The organism is Vreelandella sedimenti (assembly GCF_013416325.1).
In the GTDB taxonomy this organism is placed as follows: Bacteria; Pseudomonadota; Gammaproteobacteria; order Pseudomonadales; family Halomonadaceae; genus Vreelandella; species Vreelandella sedimenti.
Map to the genome: position 1 here is coordinate 292,341 of NZ_JACCGK010000001.1, position 18,785 is coordinate 311,125.

The window sequence follows — 18,785 nt, forward strand, 5'->3', positions numbered from 1 at the left end:
AACAATAAAGCACCGTTAGCTGGATGCCAGCGGAGCAATAAGCGGCGAAGAGGCGGGCATGATAAAGGTGATTTCAAATGTGAAACGAAGGAAACAAGAGGAGTCTTATTTGCGATTAAAACTCATTCGTGATTGTATTTCCATCCTTTAGTCGTAGTCTTGTCAACTGCTGGGAAACCTAGCGCCACCTGATTGCGGTGGTGCTTCCTCTATGCTCTATTGAAGCGCTAGGCTTTATTAAATCGATACGCTTTATTTAAGCAGTTTTTGGCATACACTTACTTTTTGTTACATAAAAATATAAAGGAGCTCATTATGACTGATATAGCCGCTTTGCTTGGCAGTGACGCCGATAGTTTGCTTAATCACACATGCCAGGGCGTACCCCGTGAGAGCTTGCACCTACCGGGCCCAGACTTTATTGACCGTGTTATGGCGGATAGCGACCGCAGCCCAGCGGTGCTGCGCAATATGCAGAGCTTGTTTAATCACGGCCGTTTGGCGGGCACTGGCTACCTTAGCCTGTTGCCGGTAGATCAGGGCATTGAACATTCGGCAGGCGCCTCTTTTGCCCCTAACCCACGCTACTTCGATCCGTCCAATATCGTTGAGCTGGCACTCGAAGGTGGTTGTAACGGCGTGGCATCGACGCTGGGTGTTTTGTCATCGGTGGCGCGGCGTTATGCCCACAAAATCCCGATGATGCTCAAGCTTAACCATAACGAAACGTTGAGCCATCCGGCGATATACGACCAGACGCTATTTGCCGATGTAGACCAGGCCCACGACATGGGGTGCGTGGCGGTGGGGGCGACGATTTACTTTGGCTCCCATGAGAGCCGTCGGCAAATCATGGAGATTAGCGAGGCCTTCGAGCGAGCTCACCAATTGGGAATGGTAACGGTCTTGTGGGCTTATTTACGCAATCCAGCCTTCAAGCAGGACGGCACTGATTATCATGTAGCAGCCGACCTCACCAGCCAAGCTAACCACATGGCCGCAACCCTCAAGGCGGATATCGTCAAACAGAAACTGCCTGAGAACAACGGCGGTTACCGTGCAGTAGGCTTTGGTCATACGCACGACAATGTCTACAGTGAGCTAACCACTGACCACCCCATCGATTTGGCCCGCTACCAGGTTGCCAACTGCTTTATGGGCCGCGCGGGTTTGATTAATTCCGGCGGGGGCTCCAAGGGGCACTCTGATCTCGGCGAAGCGGTGCGCACGGCGGTGATCAATAAACGTGCCGGTGGTATGGGCTTGATTTCCGGACGCAAGGCGTTCCAAAAACCCATGCCGGAAGGCGTTGAACTGCTGCATGCGATTCAGGATGTCTATCTCGCTAAAGACGTTACGGTTGCCTAATGGCTGGCAGTTGGCTAACCGTAGGCCTTAAGCGAGCACCAGCAAACTCGATGAATATTAAATAATCGTCGTATTGAAATGTTTAAAACGGCATACGCTTAAGAAGCTATATCATAAGTGGAAAGCCAGCAGCACGTATTACTGACCTTACCTCGTGCCCTATACCAGGGCACGGCACAAACCCGTTGGTAAGCGGCTCGCCTGATGTTTTTTACGACGGGTTGGCTGCCGCAAGACTAGACGATAAATCTGCTTGTGGTAGTCCTATCACCCACGAAGTTTCGCCCACCGTACTCGTCAACGGTAAACCAACTGCGGTTCTAAGCAGTGTTGCTGCCCACGGTAATGTCGTAATAACCGGATCGGGGACAGTCATCATAGGTAAATAGTGATTTCTGCCTCTACTGATAGAGCGCTGACGGCCGTTAAAAGAATCCCCAAAAAATTGCCATCCAGACCCTTGAAAATCGACTGACCGCTCCTATTTTTTACATCGTAGAGGCTGCTTCTGTGGGATACGTAAGAGGCTGCCTCTTATGACAGTTCTCACAGTCTGCTTAACGTAGGAGGTGTTCGATATGTTCGATGATCTCAAGCGTTTTGAAACCGGCTCGCCTCGGCAGTTTGACTGGTTTAGTCAACTGTTGGACGGCTTCTTCCCCGATGGCAATGCGATGGATATTCGCGCGGTGCCGCAGGGTAGTTTCCCGATGATCAATGTGGCGCGTAGCGATGATGCCGTGCGTGTGTATGTGTTTGCTGCGGGGTTGGCACACTCTGATCTGACCATTGATATCCAAGACAATGTGCTGACACTTCGTGGCAAGCGAGACTCTGTGACGAGTGGCAATGAGGATGGCAGCTCGCGCCCGGTATTTCGCCGTGAGCGCGCCAGCGGTGAGTTTGTAAGGGCGATTGCACTCCCCGATGGCTTAGATGCCGAGCGGGCAGAGGCACGCCATGCCCATGGTGTGTTCGAGATCGTGTTGCCTAAACGTGAAGAGCTCAAGCCGCGGCGTATTGATGTTCAGGCGGCGTAAATCATGTTTGTTAACCTTGCATAAGGAGGGATAAATCATGAATAACGTTGTTCGTTCATCCAATCACTCCCCGCTTTTACAGCGTGGCGAGGAGCAACGTTCTCAAGAAACTCTGCTGCCAGCGGTGGATATCATTGAGGAGTCTAACGCGCTCAAACTGGTGGCGGACATGCCTGGCGTTACTAATGAAACGTTGAAAATAGAGCTCGACAACAACGTGTTGAGCTTGGAGGGTGAGATAGCACTAAATATGCCCGAAGGGCTGAGCGCGCTGCACGCCGAGGTTCGCGGCCAGCGTTTTGCGCGGCGTTTTAACCTCAGTCACGAAGTGGACAGTGATGCCATTACCGCCACTCTCGTCAACGGCGTATTGACGCTAACGCTGCCCAAGAAAGATAGCCACCGCACGCGCCGTATCGAAGTGCAGGCGGCCTGAAGCCTGGCCTCCGAGTAAAACTGAGCGAAAAGCCGAGTGTCCGCTAAATGGCGGGCACTCTTTTTTGCGAGTCGACTGGCTATCGTTCCAGGTAAAACTCGCCTTTACCCACCACTTTTGCGTTACCGCCCACCGCCACAAGGCCGAGCTTAATCTCGCCATTGGCAGCGGTATGGATAACGCTGGGCCGCCCCATTTCAACACCCTGATGAATCTTGCACTGTAAGTTACCTTGTTGCAGTGACGCCAAATAGCCGGTTAAAGCCGCTGCAGCGCTGCCGGTGGCGGGGTCTTCGCAAATGCTGGCATGCATACAAAACATGCGGCTGTGAACTACCGTTTCTGCCCCGCCTTGTTGTGCAATCACATACAGGTAAATCTGGATGGCACTGCTAGGCATAACAGCACTTGCCCAAGCCGTCGTAGAAATACGCACGCTCTCTAACGCTGCCACGTCAGTGAGTTCGATCAAATGAAAGGGCAGCCCGAAGGATGCAATCACCGGATCCCCCATCACCTGATGGATGTCCAATCCCAGCAGCTCAACGGCAGTGGTGCGGTCAATAGTGCTGTCTGTGATCATGGCGGGTTGGGCAGTCTTAAACGTTGCCCTATCTTGTTCATAATTAACCACTAGCTCGCCGATGGGAGGCTGGAGCACAACGCCTTGCTCGCGGTTCACTAAACCCAGCTCCCTTAGCAGATGCGCAGTGCCTACCGTGGGGTGGCCTGCAAAAGGTAGTTCACGAGTCGGCGTAAAGATCTGCATCGGGTAGTGATTCGGTGCAGTGGCAGAACTTAAAAACACCGTTTCAGCAAGGTTAAGCTCATTGGCCAGCGCCTGCATGGTACTGGTTGCCAACCCATCAGCCTCTAGAAACACCGCCAATGGGTTGCCGGTAAATGGCTGGTCGGTAAAGACGTCGAGTAGGTAATACTCAGCGGTTTTCATAAGGCCCCTCATCTAGTGGTGTATGCTTCCAAAACGCTTTATGTCCCTCTTTGAGCGCCTGCATACGGTCAATGCCGATATCATCAAGTAGCCTGTCATCAAGCGCCAGTAACTGGCGGCGGCTACGACGGTAGTGACGGTACTGGCGCAGTTGAGACCTTAGCTGATAACGAAGCTGGGTGAGGCTGAAGCGTGGCATGGCTAATCCTCCGTGTTATATGCCCAACCAGATTACTCAGTGCTACCATTTGAATACAGATATAGGGTTTACTGTTTTTAGGATACAGAAGGGCGTTTTATACCTCTGTATGGTCGCTGGTTAGAGTATCTGTATCGTTATCAGGCTGTGTAGGAGGATGAGTGTCATGACACGCTATGAAGAAGTCGCTGGCATTTTGCGGGAGCGTATCGAGCACGGTATTTACCGTGTAGGTGATCGGCTGCCGTCTATTCGCGCGGTGTGCCAGGAGCTGGACGTTAGCATTTCAACGGCTCAGGAGGCCTACCGCCAACTAATGGACGTTGCATTGATCGAGTCTCGACCAAAGTCGGGCTACTTCGTGCTGCCTAGCCGCGTGCCATCGGTGTTGCCGTCGGTCTCACGACCTGCGCAGCGCCCGTTGGATATTTCTCAATGGGATCAAGTACTAGAGCTTGTCGCCACTCAGCGTGATGACGTACGGCTGCTTCTGGGGCGCGGCATACCGAATTTTGATTATGAGACGCTGCGACCGCTGTCGAAGATACTCGCTGGCCTTCATCGTAGTAATGACCTGCATGGGTTCAACTACGACAAGTTGAACGGTAGCCCTGAGCTTCGCCAACAGGTAGCGCGGCTGGCTATTGCCTCCGGTTGCTTGCTACACCCAGACGACATTATGGTGACGACCGGCTGTCAGGAGGCACTCTCGATTGCACTGCGCACGCTAACCCAGCCGGGTGATGTGGTGGCTGTCGATTCGCCCAGCTTTTACGGCACCATGCAGATACTCAAGGCCAACGGCTTAAAAGCGCTGGAGATACCCACCGACCCACAAACCGGCATCAGTCTGGAGGCCCTGGAGCTAGCGTTAGAGCAGTGGCCAATCCGCGCGATACAGGTCACGCCCACCTACAACAACCCGCTGGGTTACACCATGCCTGAAGCACGCAAGCGGGCGCTTTTTCAGCTTGCTCAACGCTTCGATGTGGCCATTATCGAAGACGATATCTACGGCGACTTGTCATTTAGCCTGCCAAGACCGCGCACCGTGAAATCCTTCGATGACGACGGTCGCGTGATGCTGTGCAGTGGCTTTTCTAAAACCGTGGGGCCTGGGTTACGGGTGGGTTGGCTGGCGCCAGGGCGCTACCGTGATCAGGCACTGCATATGAAGTATGTCTCCACCGGTGCTTCAGCCACGCTGCCGCAGCTGGCAGTGGCGGAATTCGTCGCCAAAGGGCACTACGAGCGCCACATCCGTTACGCCACCCGCCAATATCAGCGCCAGCGCGATATCATGATCAGTTGGGTTCAGCGCTACTTCCCCAAGGGCGCGGGAATCAGCTACCCCGAAGGCAGTTTTTTGCTATGGATAGAGCTACCCGCCGCCGTGGACTGCGTACGCCTTAACCAACGCTTGGCGCAGCATGCTATCCACGTGGCGCCGGGGTCGCTGTTTTCCGCCTCGGGTAAATTTCGCCAATGTCTGCGTCTAAATTATGCGTTTACGCTAACCCCTGCCATCGAAGACGCCGTGCGCACCGTGGGAGAAATTGCCACTGAAATGGTGGAAGAAGCTCAGGCGCATGCGGTGAATTTAGAATAGTCAGGCACGCCCATTTATAAAGGAATTAAAAGTCGTATGAAGAGGAAGGTGTATCACGGTCTGTTGGTAGAGAACCCTCAGTTTTCGAGGTACCCATGCGTCGTCATTCTCTGATCTACCGATCATTCGGAAGGCCGCTTGAAACATTGAACTTGGAAACCTCGGAAGTTCCACGCTTGGGCCAGAGCAAGCTCAGGGTGAAGATGTTATGTGCTCCAGTGAACCCGTCTGATCTGATTCCCATCAGCGGTGCTTACTCGCACCGTATAACGCTTCCCGCGGTCGCCGGCTACGAAGGGGTGGGGCGTGTTATTGATGCACCTAGACAGCATGCCTCTCTGATCGGAAAGCGAGTGCTCCCATTACAAGGCGATGGCACTTGGCAGACGATTCTAGATTGTGATGCGGCACTCGCAGTACCCGTCCCCGATACCATTTCTGACGCCGTTTCCGCACGGGCCTACATTAATCCCTTGGCTGCCCTGACCATGCTTGGGATTTGGCCTGTCGAGGGAAAGCGTGTTCTTCTCAGTGGAGCGGGTTCCAATTGCGCTGACTATCTTGGGGCGTGGGCGTATCAGCACGGTGCCAGGGAGGTTGTCGGCATATACCGCTCCGAGAGTCGAGTTGCCCGCCTGGAACAGCTCGGTATCAACCCGGTCTCGATTCAGGATATGCCCCTGATCTCGCGTGTGGCCCGCGAGTCGGATGTGGTGTTCGATGCTTTAGGGGGGCCAGTTGCGGCGAAAATCTTGCAACTCATGGCGCCGGGAACGACGTTTATCGCCTACGGGTTATTGACGGGGCAGGCGATTCAAGTGGATTCGAAACCCAGTGCTCTCTATAGGAAGTTTCATTTGCGCGACCCTTTGTCCAGGATGTCCGCGGAAGTTTGGCAGCAAAAATTCTTGGCTATCTGGGAGCTTTTAGACCAGTCAGCGATGCCAGGTTATCAAGTGTTTCCAGGTCAGTACTGGCGGCAAGCTGTCGAGAGGGCGCTTTGCCCGAGTGGCCAGAAGGTGCTTCTGGACTTGTCCACTCTTGGGCAATGAAAGCTGCTTTATGTCAGATCCATAAACGGATTGTAAGCGACTTCCCAGTAATGACCTTCTGGGTCGCGAAAGTAACCGGAATAACCGCCCCAGAACACTTCTTTCCCAGGTTTTATAAGCTCTGCACCGGCGGCAACTGCTTGTTCAAGCACTTGGTCAACAGCCGCTTGGCTGGCGACATTATGAGCCAACGTTATACCGCTGAAACCGCTCGGTGCATCATCAGAAATGCCGATGTCTCTGGACAGCGCTTCACGTGGGAAAAGTGATAGCCAGGCCCCTTCCATTTTGAAAAAGGCGACTTCATCGCTGTCCGTTTCATGCTCTGGCAGGCCCAAGCCTTCACGATAAAAACGGATGGCGCGTTGCAGGTCATGTACACCAAGGGTGATCAGACTGATTTTCGGCTTCATGGGCGCTCCTAATAAATAGCTTTAGCCGGGTCTCTGAAACTGCTGCCGCGATTGCTCTACGCGTTCGCGTGTAATGCAGCCCAGCGAGTGGTCGTTGAGCAGCCCCATGGCCTGCATAAAGGCAAAAGCGGTGGTGGGACCGAAAAATTTCCAGCCGCGCTTTTTCAGTTCTTTCGCCATTGCTACGGATTCGGGCGAGGTGGTCTGAGTCTGTGGTGTCGCTAATTCGGTCGGCTCATAGCGCCAGAAAAAAGCGGCCAAAGAGCCTTCCTGCTCAACCATTTCCTTTGCACGTTGGGCGTTGTTGATGGTCGCTTCGATTTTTCCACGGTGGCGAATAATGCCTGCATCTTGGAGCAAACGCTGCACATCATCTTCATTAAAGCTGGCGACTTGATGGAAGTCGAAGTGGTGAAAAGCGGCGCGAAAGTTGTCGCGTTTATTAAGAATCGTGCGCCAGCTTAAGCCCGATTGAAAGCTCTCTAAGCAGAGCTTCTCGAATAGCCGCTGATCATCGTCTACCGGGAAGCCCCACTCATTATCGTGATAGGGCAGAAATTCTGCCGCGCCTCCACACCACTTGCAACGGGGATGCCCATCGGGGGCGATAAAGTCGTTGTCCATCAACTGCTCACCTATTAATTTAACCACTCTTGGGCAGTACGCCACAGGCATATGCCGATGAAATAAACCGATGTAATCCCCCACCCCCATAATGCCCAGGCGGCGTGCTCGGGGCTGGAGAGTACTAACGATGTTGTACATGCGCACCACACGAGTGTGACGGTGATATTGAGCGGCATGAACTGGCGCACCCGAAAGGGGTGAAGGAATTTCATATTAGTCACGGTGAGGATGGCCAGAAAGGTGATAGCGGCAAAGGTGATAAAAGGCGGGAAATCGAGAATATAGAAATAAGCTGCGGCGATATTCCAGGCGGCAGGAAAGCCAACGAAGTAATTATCCTGGCTTTTCATATCAACATTGCAGAAACAGAACATCGATGACAGCAGAATGATAAATACGGATAGCAGCCCTAAATAGGGCGGTAATGCAATAAAGTAATAGATAAATAGGGCGGGGATAAAGGCCCAGGTGAGGTAATCGATGACCATATCGAGGGTTGAACCATCGAAATGGGGCAATATGGCCTTTACTTCATACTTGCGGGCCAGGGTGCCATCGATTCCATCGATCATCATCGCGGCGCCTAGCCAGAGGAGGCAGGCTACCGGGTTATCGTCGACCAATGCGAGCAGCGCCATCGTACCGAGCAGCACACCGCTGGCGGTAAATATGTGCACGCTCCATGCCTTCCATATCGAGGCGCGGGATTCTGTGTGCGAAGTGAGTAATTGAACCACATTAACCCCATTGGGAACGTGTGGTCCCCTTTAAATTGAATTTATAAATAAGCCTGTAAAGAAAGATACACTACTACAAGAATGCTTCCAGAGAATATGTCGGAAGCATATTCTGTGATGACGTGATTGATACCGGGCTTCACACGCTACGCATCCACTAATGGTGCAAACACTGCCATGCCTCACTTAACCACTCACCTGCGTTTATTAGTTCGCTTTCAGTCGAGCCCGCATAGCCGAGCACTAACCCAGGGCGCTGATTCTCGGAAAGGTAATAGCGGGAAAGTGGAGAAAGCGTAATGCCCGCTTCACTGGCATGGTAACGCCGCTGGGATATTGGTGGGAGGGTGTTACGTAAATTAGTCGAGGTGCTGGCGCATTCTCCGGGGCAAGTGACGGGTTTAACCCTTCTTTATCGACGGGGATGGGCGTTACCGTTAATCCCGACGCCAGAAAACAGGCCTGGGCGCCACCGTAACCCGGCTCCTCCATCCAAACCGAATCCCCATGATCGGTGAGTAGTTGGGTAATCAGTTCAAACGCCTGCTGGGCTCCTTGGGTAATCACAATCTGTTCTGGCTGGCAACGCACCGCGCGAGAGAGCCTTAGATAGTCACAAAGAGCCGCTTTGAGTACAGGTAGACCACCGCTGGTTTGATAATCCATCCATGCCATTTCCGCGTGATAATAGTGACGCCGTAGAAGGCGCTGCCACTGCTCGTGGGGAAACAGGTCGAGCGCCGGGACGCCAGGGGCGAAGGCGCGATGACCGTGGCTCAACGTTCCGCTTAGTGTTAATAGCTTGTTACCCCGGCTTGAGAAGCGAACAGGCAAAGGTGGTGGAAGCTCGGCTCGGGTTAACAGCGCGGGGAGGTTTGCCACATAGAGCCCTGCTCCTTGGCGGGCAATCAGTAACCCTTCCGCCAGTAGCCGATCCATGGTGGCCAGCACCGTATTACGGCTAATACCCAAAGCGCGAGCCAAGTAGCGGGAAGAGGGAAGCGCATCGCCAGCCGTTAGCTCACCATGTTGAATCCACTCCTTAAGCGAGCAGTAAAGCTGCTGAACAAGCGTGGCTGCTTCATTCGCAGTTAGCCTTAGCGCTAGCGCCTCCGCAATCCAGTCGCTGGCAGCGTCACGTCTTTTCACTGGTTCCCTTAATTTAGCGATAAGTGGCTCTTTATCGTAGACCACTATAGCGGCAAGCTGTGTTGAATAACCATCCAAAGGGAGCAGTCGTTATGGTTAATGTTCGTTCGGCGGTACTCAATGACTTAGAGCCTCTTAGCGCATTACTTGATGGCTATCGTCAGTTTTATAAGCAGCCGAGTAATATTCAAGCGGCGCGTGATTTTTTAGATCAGCGCATGGGGCTAGGGGATTCATTCATTCTGGTTAGCGAGAATTGCGAAGGCATGCTCACCGGTTTTGTGCAGCTCTACCCAGGTGTTTCCACGGTGGGCTTAAATGCTCGCTGGACGCTAAACGATCTCTTTGTGCTACCGCAGTGTCGCGATAAAGGCACCGGCAGAGCACTAATGGAGGCCGCTACCCAGCTCGCCCATGACCACGGCGTCTCACGTTTGATACTAATGACCCAGGTTGAGAACGAGCGCGCCCAGCACCTTTATGAATCATTGGGCTGGCAGCGCAACACCGCTTTTTACGGCTATTTACTGGACGTTAAATAATAAAAGGTTATAGATGCGTGCTTAAGTGGCATTTTCTGGCAACTTACACACATCCACCCATTCGGCATTGACTAGCTCTGCCAAACGCTTGGGGCTTAGGCGTACAGCGCTTGTGGGCGAACCAGCGGCGGGCAGCACTTCGTCATAGGCGTGGAGCGATTCATCGCAGTAAACCGGCAGGTCGGTGGCGAGGCCAAAGGGGCAAACGCCGCCAACCGGGTGGCTGGTGAGTTCCATCACCGTTTCGGCGTCGAGCATTTTGGCCTTGCCGCCGAAGGTATCGCGAATTTTGCGGTTGTCGATACGCACATCGCCACTGGCCACAATGAGTAGCGGTTTTTCACCGACTTTGAACGCTAGGGTTTTGGCAATTTGACCTGGTGCTACGCCATGGGCATCAGCGGCAAGTTGTACCGTGGCAGTACTGGTTTCAAGTTCTTCGATGTTTACATCCGTCGCGTGCTCGGCAAAAAACTGGCGAACGGTTTCGATGCCCATTTTGGATTCTCCTGATTATTAACAGTCGGCATTAACATTCGTCGGTAATATTAGACGGTTCAATGACTAATCTAACGTGCCTTTGGCGGATTAGCTAAGCCACTGAGGCGTGGTGATTTTGGCAGGCTCACGCTGCATGATGATCTCGCCGTGGCGTACGGAAAGCAGCACTTCGCCTTGGGTGCGCAGCACGCTGTAGTCATCCTCGCCATCCAACAGGTTGAAGCTGGCGGGTTTGCCGACCTCGATGCCGTAACGCTTTTCAATATTGAGCGTGCGGGCGCTGTTGTCGGTAATCAGTGAAAGTGCCTGACTGAAGTCCTTATAGCCCATCATTTGGCAGATATGCAGGCCAAAATCCAGCGTTCGCAACAGCTTGCCGTTACCCAAGGAGTACCAGGGGTCGAAGATGGAGTCCTCGGCAAAGCAAACGTTAATGCCTGCTGCGTTGAGCTCTTTGACGCGCGTCACGCCGCGCCGTTTCGGGTAGGTATCAAAGCGCCCCTGTAGGTGGATGCTTTCGGTAGGGCAGGAGATAAAATTAATACCCGAGCGTTTTAGCAGCAGAAATAGCTTGGAGCAGTAGGCGTTGTCGTAAGAGTGCATTGCCGTGGTGTGGCTGGCGGTAACGCGGCTACCCAAATCATTAAACAGCGCCTCGCAGGCCAGTACTTCGAGAAAGCGCGAGTTGGGGTCGTCAATCTCGTCACAGTGCACATCCACCAGGCGGTCGTACTTGATCGCCAATTCGATCACTCGCTTCATGGAGGCCACGCCCAGCTCGCGGGTGTATTCGAAGTGGGGAATGCCGCCTACCACATCGGCGCCGATCTCTAGTGCCTCCTCCATCAGCCGATCTCCGCCTGGGTAAGAGAGCAGGCCATCTTGAGGGAAGGCGACTACCTGAATATCAATTTTATCTTTCAATTCATCGCGCAAGGCGCACAGGGTTTTAAGCCCAACCAGGCTAGGGTCGCTGGTATCGGCGTGGGTGCGCACAAACTGAACGCCGTTGCCGATTAGCAGGTTTAGGGTTTTAAGCGCGCGTTCGCGAATATCCGCTTCGGTGAGCATGGGCTTGCGTTCGCCCCAGCGCTCAATGCCTTCAAACAGCGTGCCGCTCTGGTTCCAGCTGGGCTCACCCGCGGTAAGGGCGGCGTCTAGATGAATGTGTGGTTCAATAAAGGGTGAACAAATGAGCTTGGCGCCCGCATCAATCTGCCCCTCGATTGCGGTTTGCGGGGCATCTTGCACGGTAATTGCGGTGAACGTGTCGTTCTCAATCTCAAGTCGGTAAAGCTCGGGGCGCTGGCGAAGGCGGGCATTAATGATCTGCATGGGCATATAAAAAGGGCTCGCTTATTGTTTAGCAGTAGAAGGGAGTGTATCGCTCAGCGTAGCGTGGTTTAAACGAAGCAGCACGGCGTAGCTGCCTGCTGCCACCGCCACACCCACCAGTGGGGGGAGTAACGGGGAAAAGTAAGCCGCGCCTGCACCGATGGCATAGGCAGCTAACCCGCGACGATTGAAATCGGGCAATGTAGCGGATGCAAGCGCAGGGTAGCGGCCTTTATGCTTAAGCCAAAAGTCCGCCATGATCACTCCGCCCATGGGCGGTATAAAGGTGCCGAGTAACACCAGAAATGGGATGAGTAGGTTATACATGCCGCCTTCCGCCAGCACCGTGCCAATCGCCGCGCCGCCCACAGTGACCAAACGACGCTTTTCGGTGCGCAGCAAATTGCAGCCCGCCACGGCGAAGTTGTAGATAGTGTTGTCCTGAGTCGTCCAGATATTCAGGAACAGCATCAGCACGGCGATGGTGACAAAGCCCTGAGCGATCAATACATCCACGATATCCGCCTGCTGGTAAATCATGGTGCCAAGTGCACCGGTCAGCACCATTAAGCCGTTACCGACAAAAAAGGCCGCCAGGGTCGCGATCACGGCAATTTTCGGCGTTTTGGCGAAGCGGCTCCAGTTAGTCGCTTGAGTGCCGCCACTAATAAAGGTACCGATAATCACGGTAATCGCCGCTGCTATGCTCATGCTTTCCGTGGGTGTTTGCTGGCTTAGTCCCGCAAAGCCGCGCACATCCACCAGGCCGGTAAACAGGCTGATGACGATAAACAGCATCATGGCGGGGACAGCAAAGCGCGACAGCCAGTCCATACCTTTATAGCCAATCATGGCGGTCACGCAGAAACCAAACCCAAATAGCACCATTAAGGGGATTTCCAGCCATTCAGGCATCCCGGTGGTGCGTACTAACACTAAGGCAATCGTGGCAGTGCCCCAGGCGTACCAGCCGATCTGGGTAAAACCGAGAATAAAGTCGGAGAGTTTGCTGCCTTTTTCGCCGAAGCAGAAGCGCCCCATCAGCACCGAATTGAGCCCGCTTTTACAAGCAATATAGGCGAGGGCTGCCGCATACATCCCCAGCAGCAAGTTGCCAATCACTATGATCCATAGCAGTTGGCCAACCGGAAAGGCTTGGCCTAACGTGCCGCCCGCCCACATGGTGGCAGTGAAAAACGTAAACCCAAGCAGTACTGCCGAGGTAGATAATAGGCCCTTTCGGGCGCTGCTAGGGACTTCACTGAGTGGATAGTCAGAATGATGCATCACGCTCTCCTAATATAAATCAGCGAACCTGTTAGCTATTTATAAAGCAAGAGATATGCCAAAAGAGTAGGTCAATAAGAATGATTACGCTTGTTATTTTTTTAAGACATGCCAACTCATTTTAATGATACTTTAGTAAATAAAACCTAATTGTTTGTGTACGTTTGTCGAATGAAATAGTGGTCAAAAAAGCTTGTTTGTTAAAGCAATGGTCGCTTATTGCGATTACGCCCAGATACGCCCGCTGCAGCTATAACCTTGAAGGAACCGGAGTAGATGCCAGAACCCCAGCATAGGAGTGCTTCACTGCCTTCGGCTAGACTTCGTTGGCATCATACCCTGGTGGGTAAGGTGGTGATGTTTATGCTGATGGGTGTGCTGTTTGCGTATTTAACGGGGGCGCTGTCGGGTTTTTTTATGGTTGAACGTGGAGCTCGGGAGCAGTGGTTGCGCGAAGCGCAGGTGAATGCCCAGATAGTGAGCGCGACTATTAGGCGTATTTACACGTCCGTGGCGGTTCAGACAGATGGCACGGGTCAAGTCACGCATATCATTTCCCAGCGCCCGATTGGCGATGAAGAGTCGGTTCTGGAAACTGGGTTTAGCCCGATTGATGTATTAGCGTTAGCAAGTGCACAAACACGTAACAATGTATGGCTGTTCACTAAGACATCAGAAGGTTCTCTCACCGTAGTGGCAGATGCGCTTAATACACCATCAGACTCACCTGCCAACTTGGCGGTAGATACATGGCAAACAAAAGCGGATGCCGTTGATTTTTATGTTGGATTTGCCAGCATTGGCAATGAAGAGCACTTCATTAGTTCGCTGCCCATTGTTACTCCTGATGGTCAACTGTTAGGCGTGCTGGTAGCCACTATAGGCCAGAAAGATGGGCTGTATCAGATGCGTAATGATCTGATCAGTAAAGCATTTGTAGCGCTACTGGTGGTATTGGTCGCAACAGCCCTGCTAGTCACTATTTTGATGCGTCAGTTATTTACACCTGTGCCGATATTAATTAGATCGCTCACCGAAATCGCTAAAAACCAGACCGCTGACAGCACGCCTTATACTGACCGTAACGATGAAATTGGCCGGATGGCAAAGGCCATAGATGCGCTTCGTAAGAAAGTCATTGAGCGTGAGCACTTACTTGAAGTTAAAGACGAAGCTCTCCGCTTTCAGCATCTTGCTCATCATGATGAGCTGACCAAATTGCCCAACCGCGTGCAATTAAATAATGCTTTAAAAACCGCTGTGCACTCACTGCTTCAAGGCGACGTATTTAATGTCATGCTGTTTGATCTTGACCATTTTAAAGCAGTTAACGATAGCCTGGGCCACGCGGCGGGTGACGCTCTGTTAGTTGAAGTCAGTCAGCGGGTACAGAGGCTACTGACCGACAATGATTTGGTGGCGCGCCTAGGCGGCGATGAGTTTGCCATCATTCAAGGCGTTGTGCGTAGTGCTGCCAGTGAGGCAAAAGTACTGGCAGAAGCGATTGTGTCTACTCTACGTGAACCGTATCAGTTTAATAATCAGGAAATTAACATTGGAGTGAGTGTTGGCATTGCAACCGCGCCCGCGGATGGCCGCAATAGCCACGATCTGCTACGTCACGCAGATCTGGCGCTCTATGCGGCCAAGGCGCAAGGGCGCGACCGCTATATGCTCTATGCCGCAGGGATGACAATGGGTTCCGGGATCATCGAATAAAGGTAAGCCTATGAAGTGGCTAGTAGCGTTATTAATGACTAGTGTTATGTGGCAAGATGTCACTGCTAGTGAGGAGATCGCCTCCTCGCCGACGTTGTCGCGTATTGCGTCTGCTGGTGAGATTGCTATTGGCCATCGTACCAGCGAAGTCCCTTTCTCCTACCTAGTCAACGACCAGCCAATAGGCTATGCGATCGACCTGTGCTTAAACGTCATCGAAGGTCTGGAGAAAACATTAGGCTTAGGTGATCTCAAGGTAACTTATGTGCCGGTAACGCCTGCAAATCGGTTCATATTAGTACGTAATGGTGAAGTGGATATCGCGTGTGGAGTGACCACCAATACCCCTGAGCGCCGCCGTCAAGCCGCTTTTTCATATCCTCATTTTCTGACCGAAACGCGCTATGTATCCCTCGCCGAGCAGCATATGGACAGTTTGCAGGATTTGGCGGGCCGCAGCGTGGTATCAACAACAGGCACTATCAATATTGCCCAGCTCAACGAACTCAATCGCACCGAGGAGCTAACTATAGCGGTAATGCTAAGCCGTAATCATGAAGAAGCATTTGATATGGTGGCTTCAGGACAGGCTTCCGCGTTTGTGATGGATGATATTTTGTTAGCTGGTTTGGTTTCGTCTGCCGCTGACCCTGCCGCTTTTCATATTTCCCAAGCAACACTGAGTAGTGCCGAGCCCTATGGCTTAATGATGCCGCCTGATGATCCTGTTTTTGTTGAGCTGGTCAATAAGGAGCTGCGTAACATTTATCAGAGCGAAACTATTCACACTCTTTATGAAAAATGGTTTTTGCAGCCGCTCCCTCCCGATAACCGAGTATTGAACTTGCCGCTAGCGCCAGCGCTTGCCGCTATTTTCGCCAATCCTGAGCAGTACATAGAGTAGAGGAGGTGTGTTATGCGCCGAAGTTTATTGCTTGGGTGGTGTAGTTTGCTGGTAATGATGTCTGGTGGAGAGGCAGCACATGCAACGACACCTATCGATTCGCTTGAACGCATAGAAGCAACCGGAGTGTTAAGGGTTGGCTATGGGGATACAGCGCCATTCTCTTATTTAGATAATCAGGGTAACGTCGTTGGTTACTCTATCGATATTTGCCAACGCTTAGCGAAACAGCTGCAAGTGCAATTAGGTCTGCCTTCTCTTGAGATAGCCTATGTGTACCGTACACCCAGTAACCGGGTGCAACTGCTCAATAGCGGCGATATCGATATTGAGTGTAATGCCAGTACTAATACACAACAGCGGCGGCAGAGCGCGCAGTTTGCGCTTAGCCATTTCTTTGTCTCGGCGCGTTATGTGGCCCTGAAGGCAAATGGCTTTACCACCTTGGAGGACTTGGCCGGGCGTAGCGTGAGCGTGGCGCGTGGCACCGTCAATGTCAGCCAGATCAATCAGGTAAATCGAGAACGTCAACTGAATTTATCGGTGGTGCCCGTAGATACATTGCAGGAAGCGTTTGATTTAGTTGCTGATGGACGTGTAGCGGCTTTTGCGATGGATGATGTATTACTGAGCACAATGATTGCTGAGTCCGATCACCCTGACGTGTACATGCTTTCCGAAGAAGCCATTACGTCGATAGAGCCTCTCGGGTTTTTAATGCAATTGGGTGACGATGCCTTTGCAGCAGAGGTAAATAAGGCCCTCCAACATATTTATACCAGTCCGGAAATGCCGTTGCTTTACGAACGATGGTTTCAGCAACCTCTTCCTGGCAAAGACATTACGCTTAATGTACCAATGAGTGCCGTCTTGGCTGAACACTTTATCGCCCCTCGCGAGTTGGATGTGGATTAAGCGTATTAAGAGTCAGTAGGGAGAAAATACCTCCTCTCAATTGGGCTGAAATAGTGTTTTAAATGCCTATAGTTATCAGCGCTTTAAGATTGGGTTCAGACTCATACGGTTTGAGTGTTAAATAGACCACGCATTAACGTTTCCACGATGCCGCTGCTCTCATCCGCCAGAGAATGCTGCTGGGGATCCTGCAGCCAGTCGAAACATACGCCAATCAAAAAGCCATGAAATTGGCGTCGGGCGCTGGCTGGGGTTAGGTCAGCGCGTAAAGTGCCGGCTACTTGGGCCTGTTCAAACAATTGCTCTACTCGCGCCTCTGCGTGCTCAGAGAGTCGAGTGATCATACAAATCCGCGGGTGTTCCTCTTCCAGTTTCTCGCAGCGATGCAACACGATGGTGGCTGCCCGCTGCAGTGGCAGGTCGTGGGAAATGGCTGCCAGCGAGCGCAGAGCAATGTCGCGCAAGCAGTCTGCCGGTGCTGAGCCTAGGCGCTCCACTACCTCATCGACAATTTCATCCAGAGGGACGCGCACGCGTTCCAAGAGTGCATCGAACAATGCAGCTTTGTCTTCAAAGTGCCAATAAATGGCTCCACGTGTCACGCCTGCTGCCTGGGCGATGTGCGCCAAGGTGGTACGCGAAACGCCTTGGGCTAAAAAGGTGGTCTCTGCCGCGTCCAGAATGATTTCTCGGGTACGTTCGGCGTCGGCCTTACGACGGGACATAGCGGCTCCTATTATTAAAATAAGCGGTATTTTGGCAGTGATGGATAGCAAAGTCGCGGGTGGGTGATTATTATACACTTCACTGACATTCATGAATGTCAGTGAAGTGACTATATTATTCAACTTGTGTTCTGAGTGCAGGTTTAAAAATCCTCACTGACCGCCATCAAGGAGCCTCTCGTGGCTGTTACTCTTCTCCGTTCATTGCCCATCATACTGGCTCTGCTCGTGCTAACGGGCTGTGAGCAACCCCAGGCGCAGTCCACTGATCCAACACGGCCAGTCAAGTTGCTGACACTGCAGTCGGCAAATGCTGCTGCCTTACGGCAGTTTTCCGCGCGGGTGGAAGCTTCTACGCGCAGCAATTTGTCATTTCGTATGGCCGGGGAGTTGCTGGAGCTCAATGTGAGCCCCGGCCAGCGGGTGAGCGAGGGCGAGGTGATTGCGCGCATTGATGATCGCAATGTGCAAAGCGAACTGGACAGTGCCCGCTCGCGCTTGGAGCTAGCCGAGGCAACGTTAGAACGCATGCGCTATACCCTGCAGCGTGGGGCGGTCAGCCAATCCCAGTTTGATGAGTCGGAAAGTGAGTGGCGGGCCGCCCGGGCCACCTTTGAGCAGGCCCAAGAGCAGGTCGAGCATACAAAGCTACGCGCCCCTTACGATGGTGTGATTGCCCAAGTGCCAGTGGATAACCGCCAGATAATCCAAGTGCAAGAAACGGTCGCGGTGATCCAGCAGCCAGGGCAGTTAGACGTGGTGTTTCATCTGCCCGAGCAGATTGTGCAGCGCATACCGCGAAGTAATGGAACGCCCTTCGGTGATGCGTTGGCGTTTGAAGTGCGCTTTGGCAATAGCGATAAACCCTATCTCGCCCAGCTAGCCTCTTACACCACCCAGGCCAGCGCGCAGAGTTTGGCTTATGAAGTCACCCTAACGCTGCCTCAGCCGGACGATATCACCCTTTTAGACGGTATGAGTGCCAACGTGCGGCTCGATTTGAGCTCGCTGCAAACCGAGAATAGCGCCCCGCTGTGGCTACTGCCCGCTGACGCGGTGAGCTATGTCGGTGATGATCCCGACCAGGCCCAGGTATGGCGATTCATCGAGCCGGAAAGCGTTGAAGCGGTACCGGTAGAGGTCGGTCGGTTAACCTCAAGCGGCCTGGAAATCAGCGGAAAGTTGGCAGCGGGCGATCGCGTTGTGGCGGCCGGAGCCCACCGTTTAGCCGAGAACACCAGGGTGACCCCGTGGGAAAAAGAGCAGGGGCTTTAA

General features: G+C 52.8%; 20 protein-coding genes and 1 pseudogene. 11 read left to right on the plus strand and 10 right to left on the minus strand.

Annotation, left to right across the window (positions count from 1 at the left end; all coding sequences use genetic code 11):
* Window positions 1–315: 315 nt before the first annotated feature.
* The 4 genes from HZU72_RS01300 (at window position 316) to HZU72_RS01315 (ending at window position 2,844) form a co-directional block, all read left to right on the plus strand.
* Window positions 316–1,368, plus strand: a complete 1,053-nt coding sequence (locus tag HZU72_RS01300; protein ID WP_180089846.1) for a class I fructose-bisphosphate aldolase — start codon at window positions 316–318, stop codon at window positions 1,366–1,368.
* A gap of 113 nt (window positions 1,369–1,481) precedes the next feature.
* The gene (locus tag HZU72_RS01305; RefSeq protein ID WP_180090141.1) at window positions 1,482–1,757 is read left to right on the plus strand and encodes a PAAR domain-containing protein; all 276 of its coding nucleotides are present in this window, start codon (window positions 1,482–1,484) and stop codon (window positions 1,755–1,757) included.
* Window positions 1,758–1,946: 189 nt separating this feature from the next.
* Window positions 1,947–2,408 (plus strand): Hsp20/alpha crystallin family protein, encoded by a 462-nt coding sequence (locus HZU72_RS01310; RefSeq protein WP_180089848.1) that lies wholly within the window; start codon window positions 1,947–1,949, stop codon window positions 2,406–2,408.
* Between the two features lie 37 nt (window positions 2,409–2,445).
* On the plus strand, window positions 2,446–2,844 hold the full coding sequence (locus tag HZU72_RS01315; protein ID WP_180089850.1) for an Hsp20/alpha crystallin family protein: 399 nt from the start codon (window positions 2,446–2,448) through the stop codon (window positions 2,842–2,844).
* Window positions 2,845–2,923: 79 nt separating this feature from the next.
* On the opposite strand, the gene HZU72_RS01320 is transcribed toward HZU72_RS01315, so the two are convergent.
* Both HZU72_RS01320 and HZU72_RS01325 read right to left on the minus strand, forming a co-directional pair.
* Window positions 2,924–3,796, minus strand: a complete 873-nt coding sequence (locus HZU72_RS01320; protein WP_180089852.1) for a PhzF family phenazine biosynthesis protein — start codon at window positions 3,794–3,796, stop codon at window positions 2,924–2,926.
* Window positions 3,783–3,995 carry a YjiS-like domain-containing protein gene (locus tag HZU72_RS01325; protein WP_180089854.1) on the minus strand — a complete coding sequence of 71 codons (213 nt, stop codon included), beginning with the start codon at window positions 3,993–3,995 and terminating at the stop codon, window positions 3,783–3,785. Before HZU72_RS01325 ends, HZU72_RS01320 begins: the two co-directional genes overlap by 14 nt.
* Before the next feature lie 166 nt (window positions 3,996–4,161).
* Here HZU72_RS01325 and HZU72_RS01330 point away from each other — a divergent pair, with 166 nt between their 5' ends.
* Entirely contained in the window at window positions 4,162–5,604 is a 1,443-nt protein-coding gene (locus HZU72_RS01330) for an aminotransferase-like domain-containing protein (protein ID WP_180089856.1), read from the plus strand.
* A gap of 95 nt (window positions 5,605–5,699) precedes the next feature.
* Window positions 5,700–6,656 carry a zinc-dependent alcohol dehydrogenase family protein gene (locus HZU72_RS01335; protein ID WP_180089858.1) on the plus strand — a complete coding sequence of 319 codons (957 nt, stop codon included), beginning with the start codon at window positions 5,700–5,702 and terminating at the stop codon, window positions 6,654–6,656.
* Window positions 6,657–6,664: 8 nt separating this feature from the next.
* On the opposite strand, the gene HZU72_RS01340 is transcribed toward HZU72_RS01335, so the two are convergent.
* From HZU72_RS01340 to HZU72_RS01355, 4 genes and pseudogenes are all read right to left on the minus strand, one after another.
* Window positions 6,665–7,069, minus strand: coding sequence for a VOC family protein (locus tag HZU72_RS01340; RefSeq protein WP_180089860.1), 405 nt, complete (start codon window positions 7,067–7,069; stop codon window positions 6,665–6,667).
* A gap of 21 nt (window positions 7,070–7,090) precedes the next feature.
* Window positions 7,091–7,693 carry a DNA-3-methyladenine glycosylase I gene (locus tag HZU72_RS01345; protein ID WP_180089862.1) on the minus strand — a complete coding sequence of 201 codons (603 nt, stop codon included), beginning with the start codon at window positions 7,691–7,693 and terminating at the stop codon, window positions 7,091–7,093.
* A 14-nt stretch (window positions 7,694–7,707) separates the two neighbouring features.
* A complete protein-coding gene (gene pcsA / locus HZU72_RS01350) occupies window positions 7,708–8,391 on the minus strand; it encodes a phosphatidylcholine synthase (RefSeq protein ID WP_371829531.1) in 684 nt (227 codons plus the stop codon).
* A gap of 312 nt (window positions 8,392–8,703) precedes the next feature.
* Window positions 8,704–9,582, minus strand: a pseudogene (locus HZU72_RS01355) (aminotransferase-like domain-containing protein); the annotation flags it as partial.
* Between the two features lie 92 nt (window positions 9,583–9,674).
* Between HZU72_RS01355 and HZU72_RS01360 the strand changes: the two are divergent.
* Window positions 9,675–10,124 (plus strand): GNAT family N-acetyltransferase, encoded by a 450-nt coding sequence (locus HZU72_RS01360; RefSeq protein WP_180089866.1) that lies wholly within the window; start codon window positions 9,675–9,677, stop codon window positions 10,122–10,124.
* 21 nt (window positions 10,125–10,145) lie between these two features.
* On the opposite strand, the gene HZU72_RS01365 is transcribed toward HZU72_RS01360, so the two are convergent.
* From HZU72_RS01365 to codB, 3 genes are all read right to left on the minus strand, one after another.
* A complete protein-coding gene (locus tag HZU72_RS01365) occupies window positions 10,146–10,622 on the minus strand; it encodes a YbaK/EbsC family protein (protein ID WP_180089868.1) in 477 nt (158 codons plus the stop codon).
* Between the two features lie 90 nt (window positions 10,623–10,712).
* Window positions 10,713–11,966, minus strand: a complete 1,254-nt coding sequence (gene codA / locus HZU72_RS01370) for a cytosine deaminase (RefSeq protein ID WP_180089870.1) — start codon at window positions 11,964–11,966, stop codon at window positions 10,713–10,715.
* 15 nt (window positions 11,967–11,981) lie between these two features.
* Window positions 11,982–13,247, minus strand: a complete 1,266-nt coding sequence (codB, locus tag HZU72_RS01375) for a cytosine permease (RefSeq protein WP_180089872.1) — start codon at window positions 13,245–13,247, stop codon at window positions 11,982–11,984.
* Between the two features lie 276 nt (window positions 13,248–13,523).
* On the opposite strand from codB, the gene HZU72_RS01380 reads away from it, so the two are divergent.
* The 3 genes from HZU72_RS01380 to HZU72_RS01390 are packed head-to-tail and all read left to right on the plus strand — an operon-like array spanning window position 13,524 to window position 16,785.
* Complete coding sequence (locus HZU72_RS01380; RefSeq protein ID WP_180089879.1) at window positions 13,524–14,966, plus strand: diguanylate cyclase domain-containing protein; 1,443 nt, start codon at window positions 13,524–13,526, stop codon at window positions 14,964–14,966.
* Between the two features lie 10 nt (window positions 14,967–14,976).
* Window positions 14,977–15,870: an amino acid ABC transporter substrate-binding protein gene (locus HZU72_RS01385; RefSeq protein ID WP_180089881.1), complete on the plus strand. Its 894-nt coding sequence runs from the start codon at window positions 14,977–14,979 to the stop codon at window positions 15,868–15,870.
* Between the two features lie 12 nt (window positions 15,871–15,882).
* Entirely contained in the window at window positions 15,883–16,785 is a 903-nt protein-coding gene (locus HZU72_RS01390; RefSeq protein WP_235975885.1) for an amino acid ABC transporter substrate-binding protein, read from the plus strand.
* 101 nt (window positions 16,786–16,886) lie between these two features.
* Here HZU72_RS01390 and HZU72_RS01395 read toward each other — a convergent pair whose 3' ends face one another.
* The gene (locus tag HZU72_RS01395; RefSeq protein ID WP_180089883.1) at window positions 16,887–17,510 is read right to left on the minus strand and encodes a TetR family transcriptional regulator; all 624 of its coding nucleotides are present in this window, start codon (window positions 17,508–17,510) and stop codon (window positions 16,887–16,889) included.
* 180 nt (window positions 17,511–17,690) lie between these two features.
* Here HZU72_RS01395 and HZU72_RS01400 point away from each other — a divergent pair, with 180 nt between their 5' ends.
* Window positions 17,691–18,785 carry an efflux RND transporter periplasmic adaptor subunit gene (locus HZU72_RS01400; RefSeq protein WP_180089885.1) on the plus strand — a complete coding sequence of 365 codons (1,095 nt, stop codon included), beginning with the start codon at window positions 17,691–17,693 and terminating at the stop codon, window positions 18,783–18,785.

Excerpts from the sequence above, each read along its gene's own strand:
- HZU72_RS01300 (WP_180089846.1), top strand. The coding sequence starts at position 316 with ATGACTGATATAGCCGCTTTGCTTGGCAGTGACGCCGATAGTTTGCTT.
- HZU72_RS01310 (WP_180089848.1), top strand. The coding sequence starts at position 1,947 with ATGTTCGATGATCTCAAGCGTTTTGAAACCGGCTCGCCTCGGCAGTTT.
- HZU72_RS01315 (WP_180089850.1), top strand. The coding sequence starts at position 2,446 with ATGAATAACGTTGTTCGTTCATCCAATCACTCCCCGCTTTTACAGCGT.
- HZU72_RS01320 (WP_180089852.1), bottom strand. The coding sequence starts at position 3,796 with ATGAAAACCGCTGAGTATTACCTACTCGACGTCTTTACCGACCAGCCA.
- HZU72_RS01325 (WP_180089854.1), bottom strand. The coding sequence starts at position 3,995 with ATGCCACGCTTCAGCCTCACCCAGCTTCGTTATCAGCTAAGGTCTCAA.
- HZU72_RS01330 (WP_180089856.1), top strand. The coding sequence starts at position 4,162 with ATGACACGCTATGAAGAAGTCGCTGGCATTTTGCGGGAGCGTATCGAG.
- HZU72_RS01335 (WP_180089858.1), top strand. The coding sequence starts at position 5,700 with ATGCGTCGTCATTCTCTGATCTACCGATCATTCGGAAGGCCGCTTGAA.
- HZU72_RS01340 (WP_180089860.1), bottom strand. The coding sequence starts at position 7,069 with ATGAAGCCGAAAATCAGTCTGATCACCCTTGGTGTACATGACCTGCAA.
- HZU72_RS01345 (WP_180089862.1), bottom strand. The coding sequence starts at position 7,693 with ATGGACAACGACTTTATCGCCCCCGATGGGCATCCCCGTTGCAAGTGG.
- HZU72_RS01360 (WP_180089866.1), top strand. The coding sequence starts at position 9,675 with ATGGTTAATGTTCGTTCGGCGGTACTCAATGACTTAGAGCCTCTTAGC.
- HZU72_RS01365 (WP_180089868.1), bottom strand. The coding sequence starts at position 10,622 with ATGGGCATCGAAACCGTTCGCCAGTTTTTTGCCGAGCACGCGACGGAT.
- codA (WP_180089870.1), bottom strand. The coding sequence starts at position 11,966 with ATGCCCATGCAGATCATTAATGCCCGCCTTCGCCAGCGCCCCGAGCTT.
- codB (WP_180089872.1), bottom strand. The coding sequence starts at position 13,247 with ATGCATCATTCTGACTATCCACTCAGTGAAGTCCCTAGCAGCGCCCGA.
- HZU72_RS01380 (WP_180089879.1), top strand. The coding sequence starts at position 13,524 with ATGCCAGAACCCCAGCATAGGAGTGCTTCACTGCCTTCGGCTAGACTT.
- HZU72_RS01385 (WP_180089881.1), top strand. The coding sequence starts at position 14,977 with ATGAAGTGGCTAGTAGCGTTATTAATGACTAGTGTTATGTGGCAAGAT.
- HZU72_RS01390 (WP_235975885.1), top strand. The coding sequence starts at position 15,883 with ATGCGCCGAAGTTTATTGCTTGGGTGGTGTAGTTTGCTGGTAATGATG.
- HZU72_RS01395 (WP_180089883.1), bottom strand. The coding sequence starts at position 17,510 with ATGTCCCGTCGTAAGGCCGACGCCGAACGTACCCGAGAAATCATTCTG.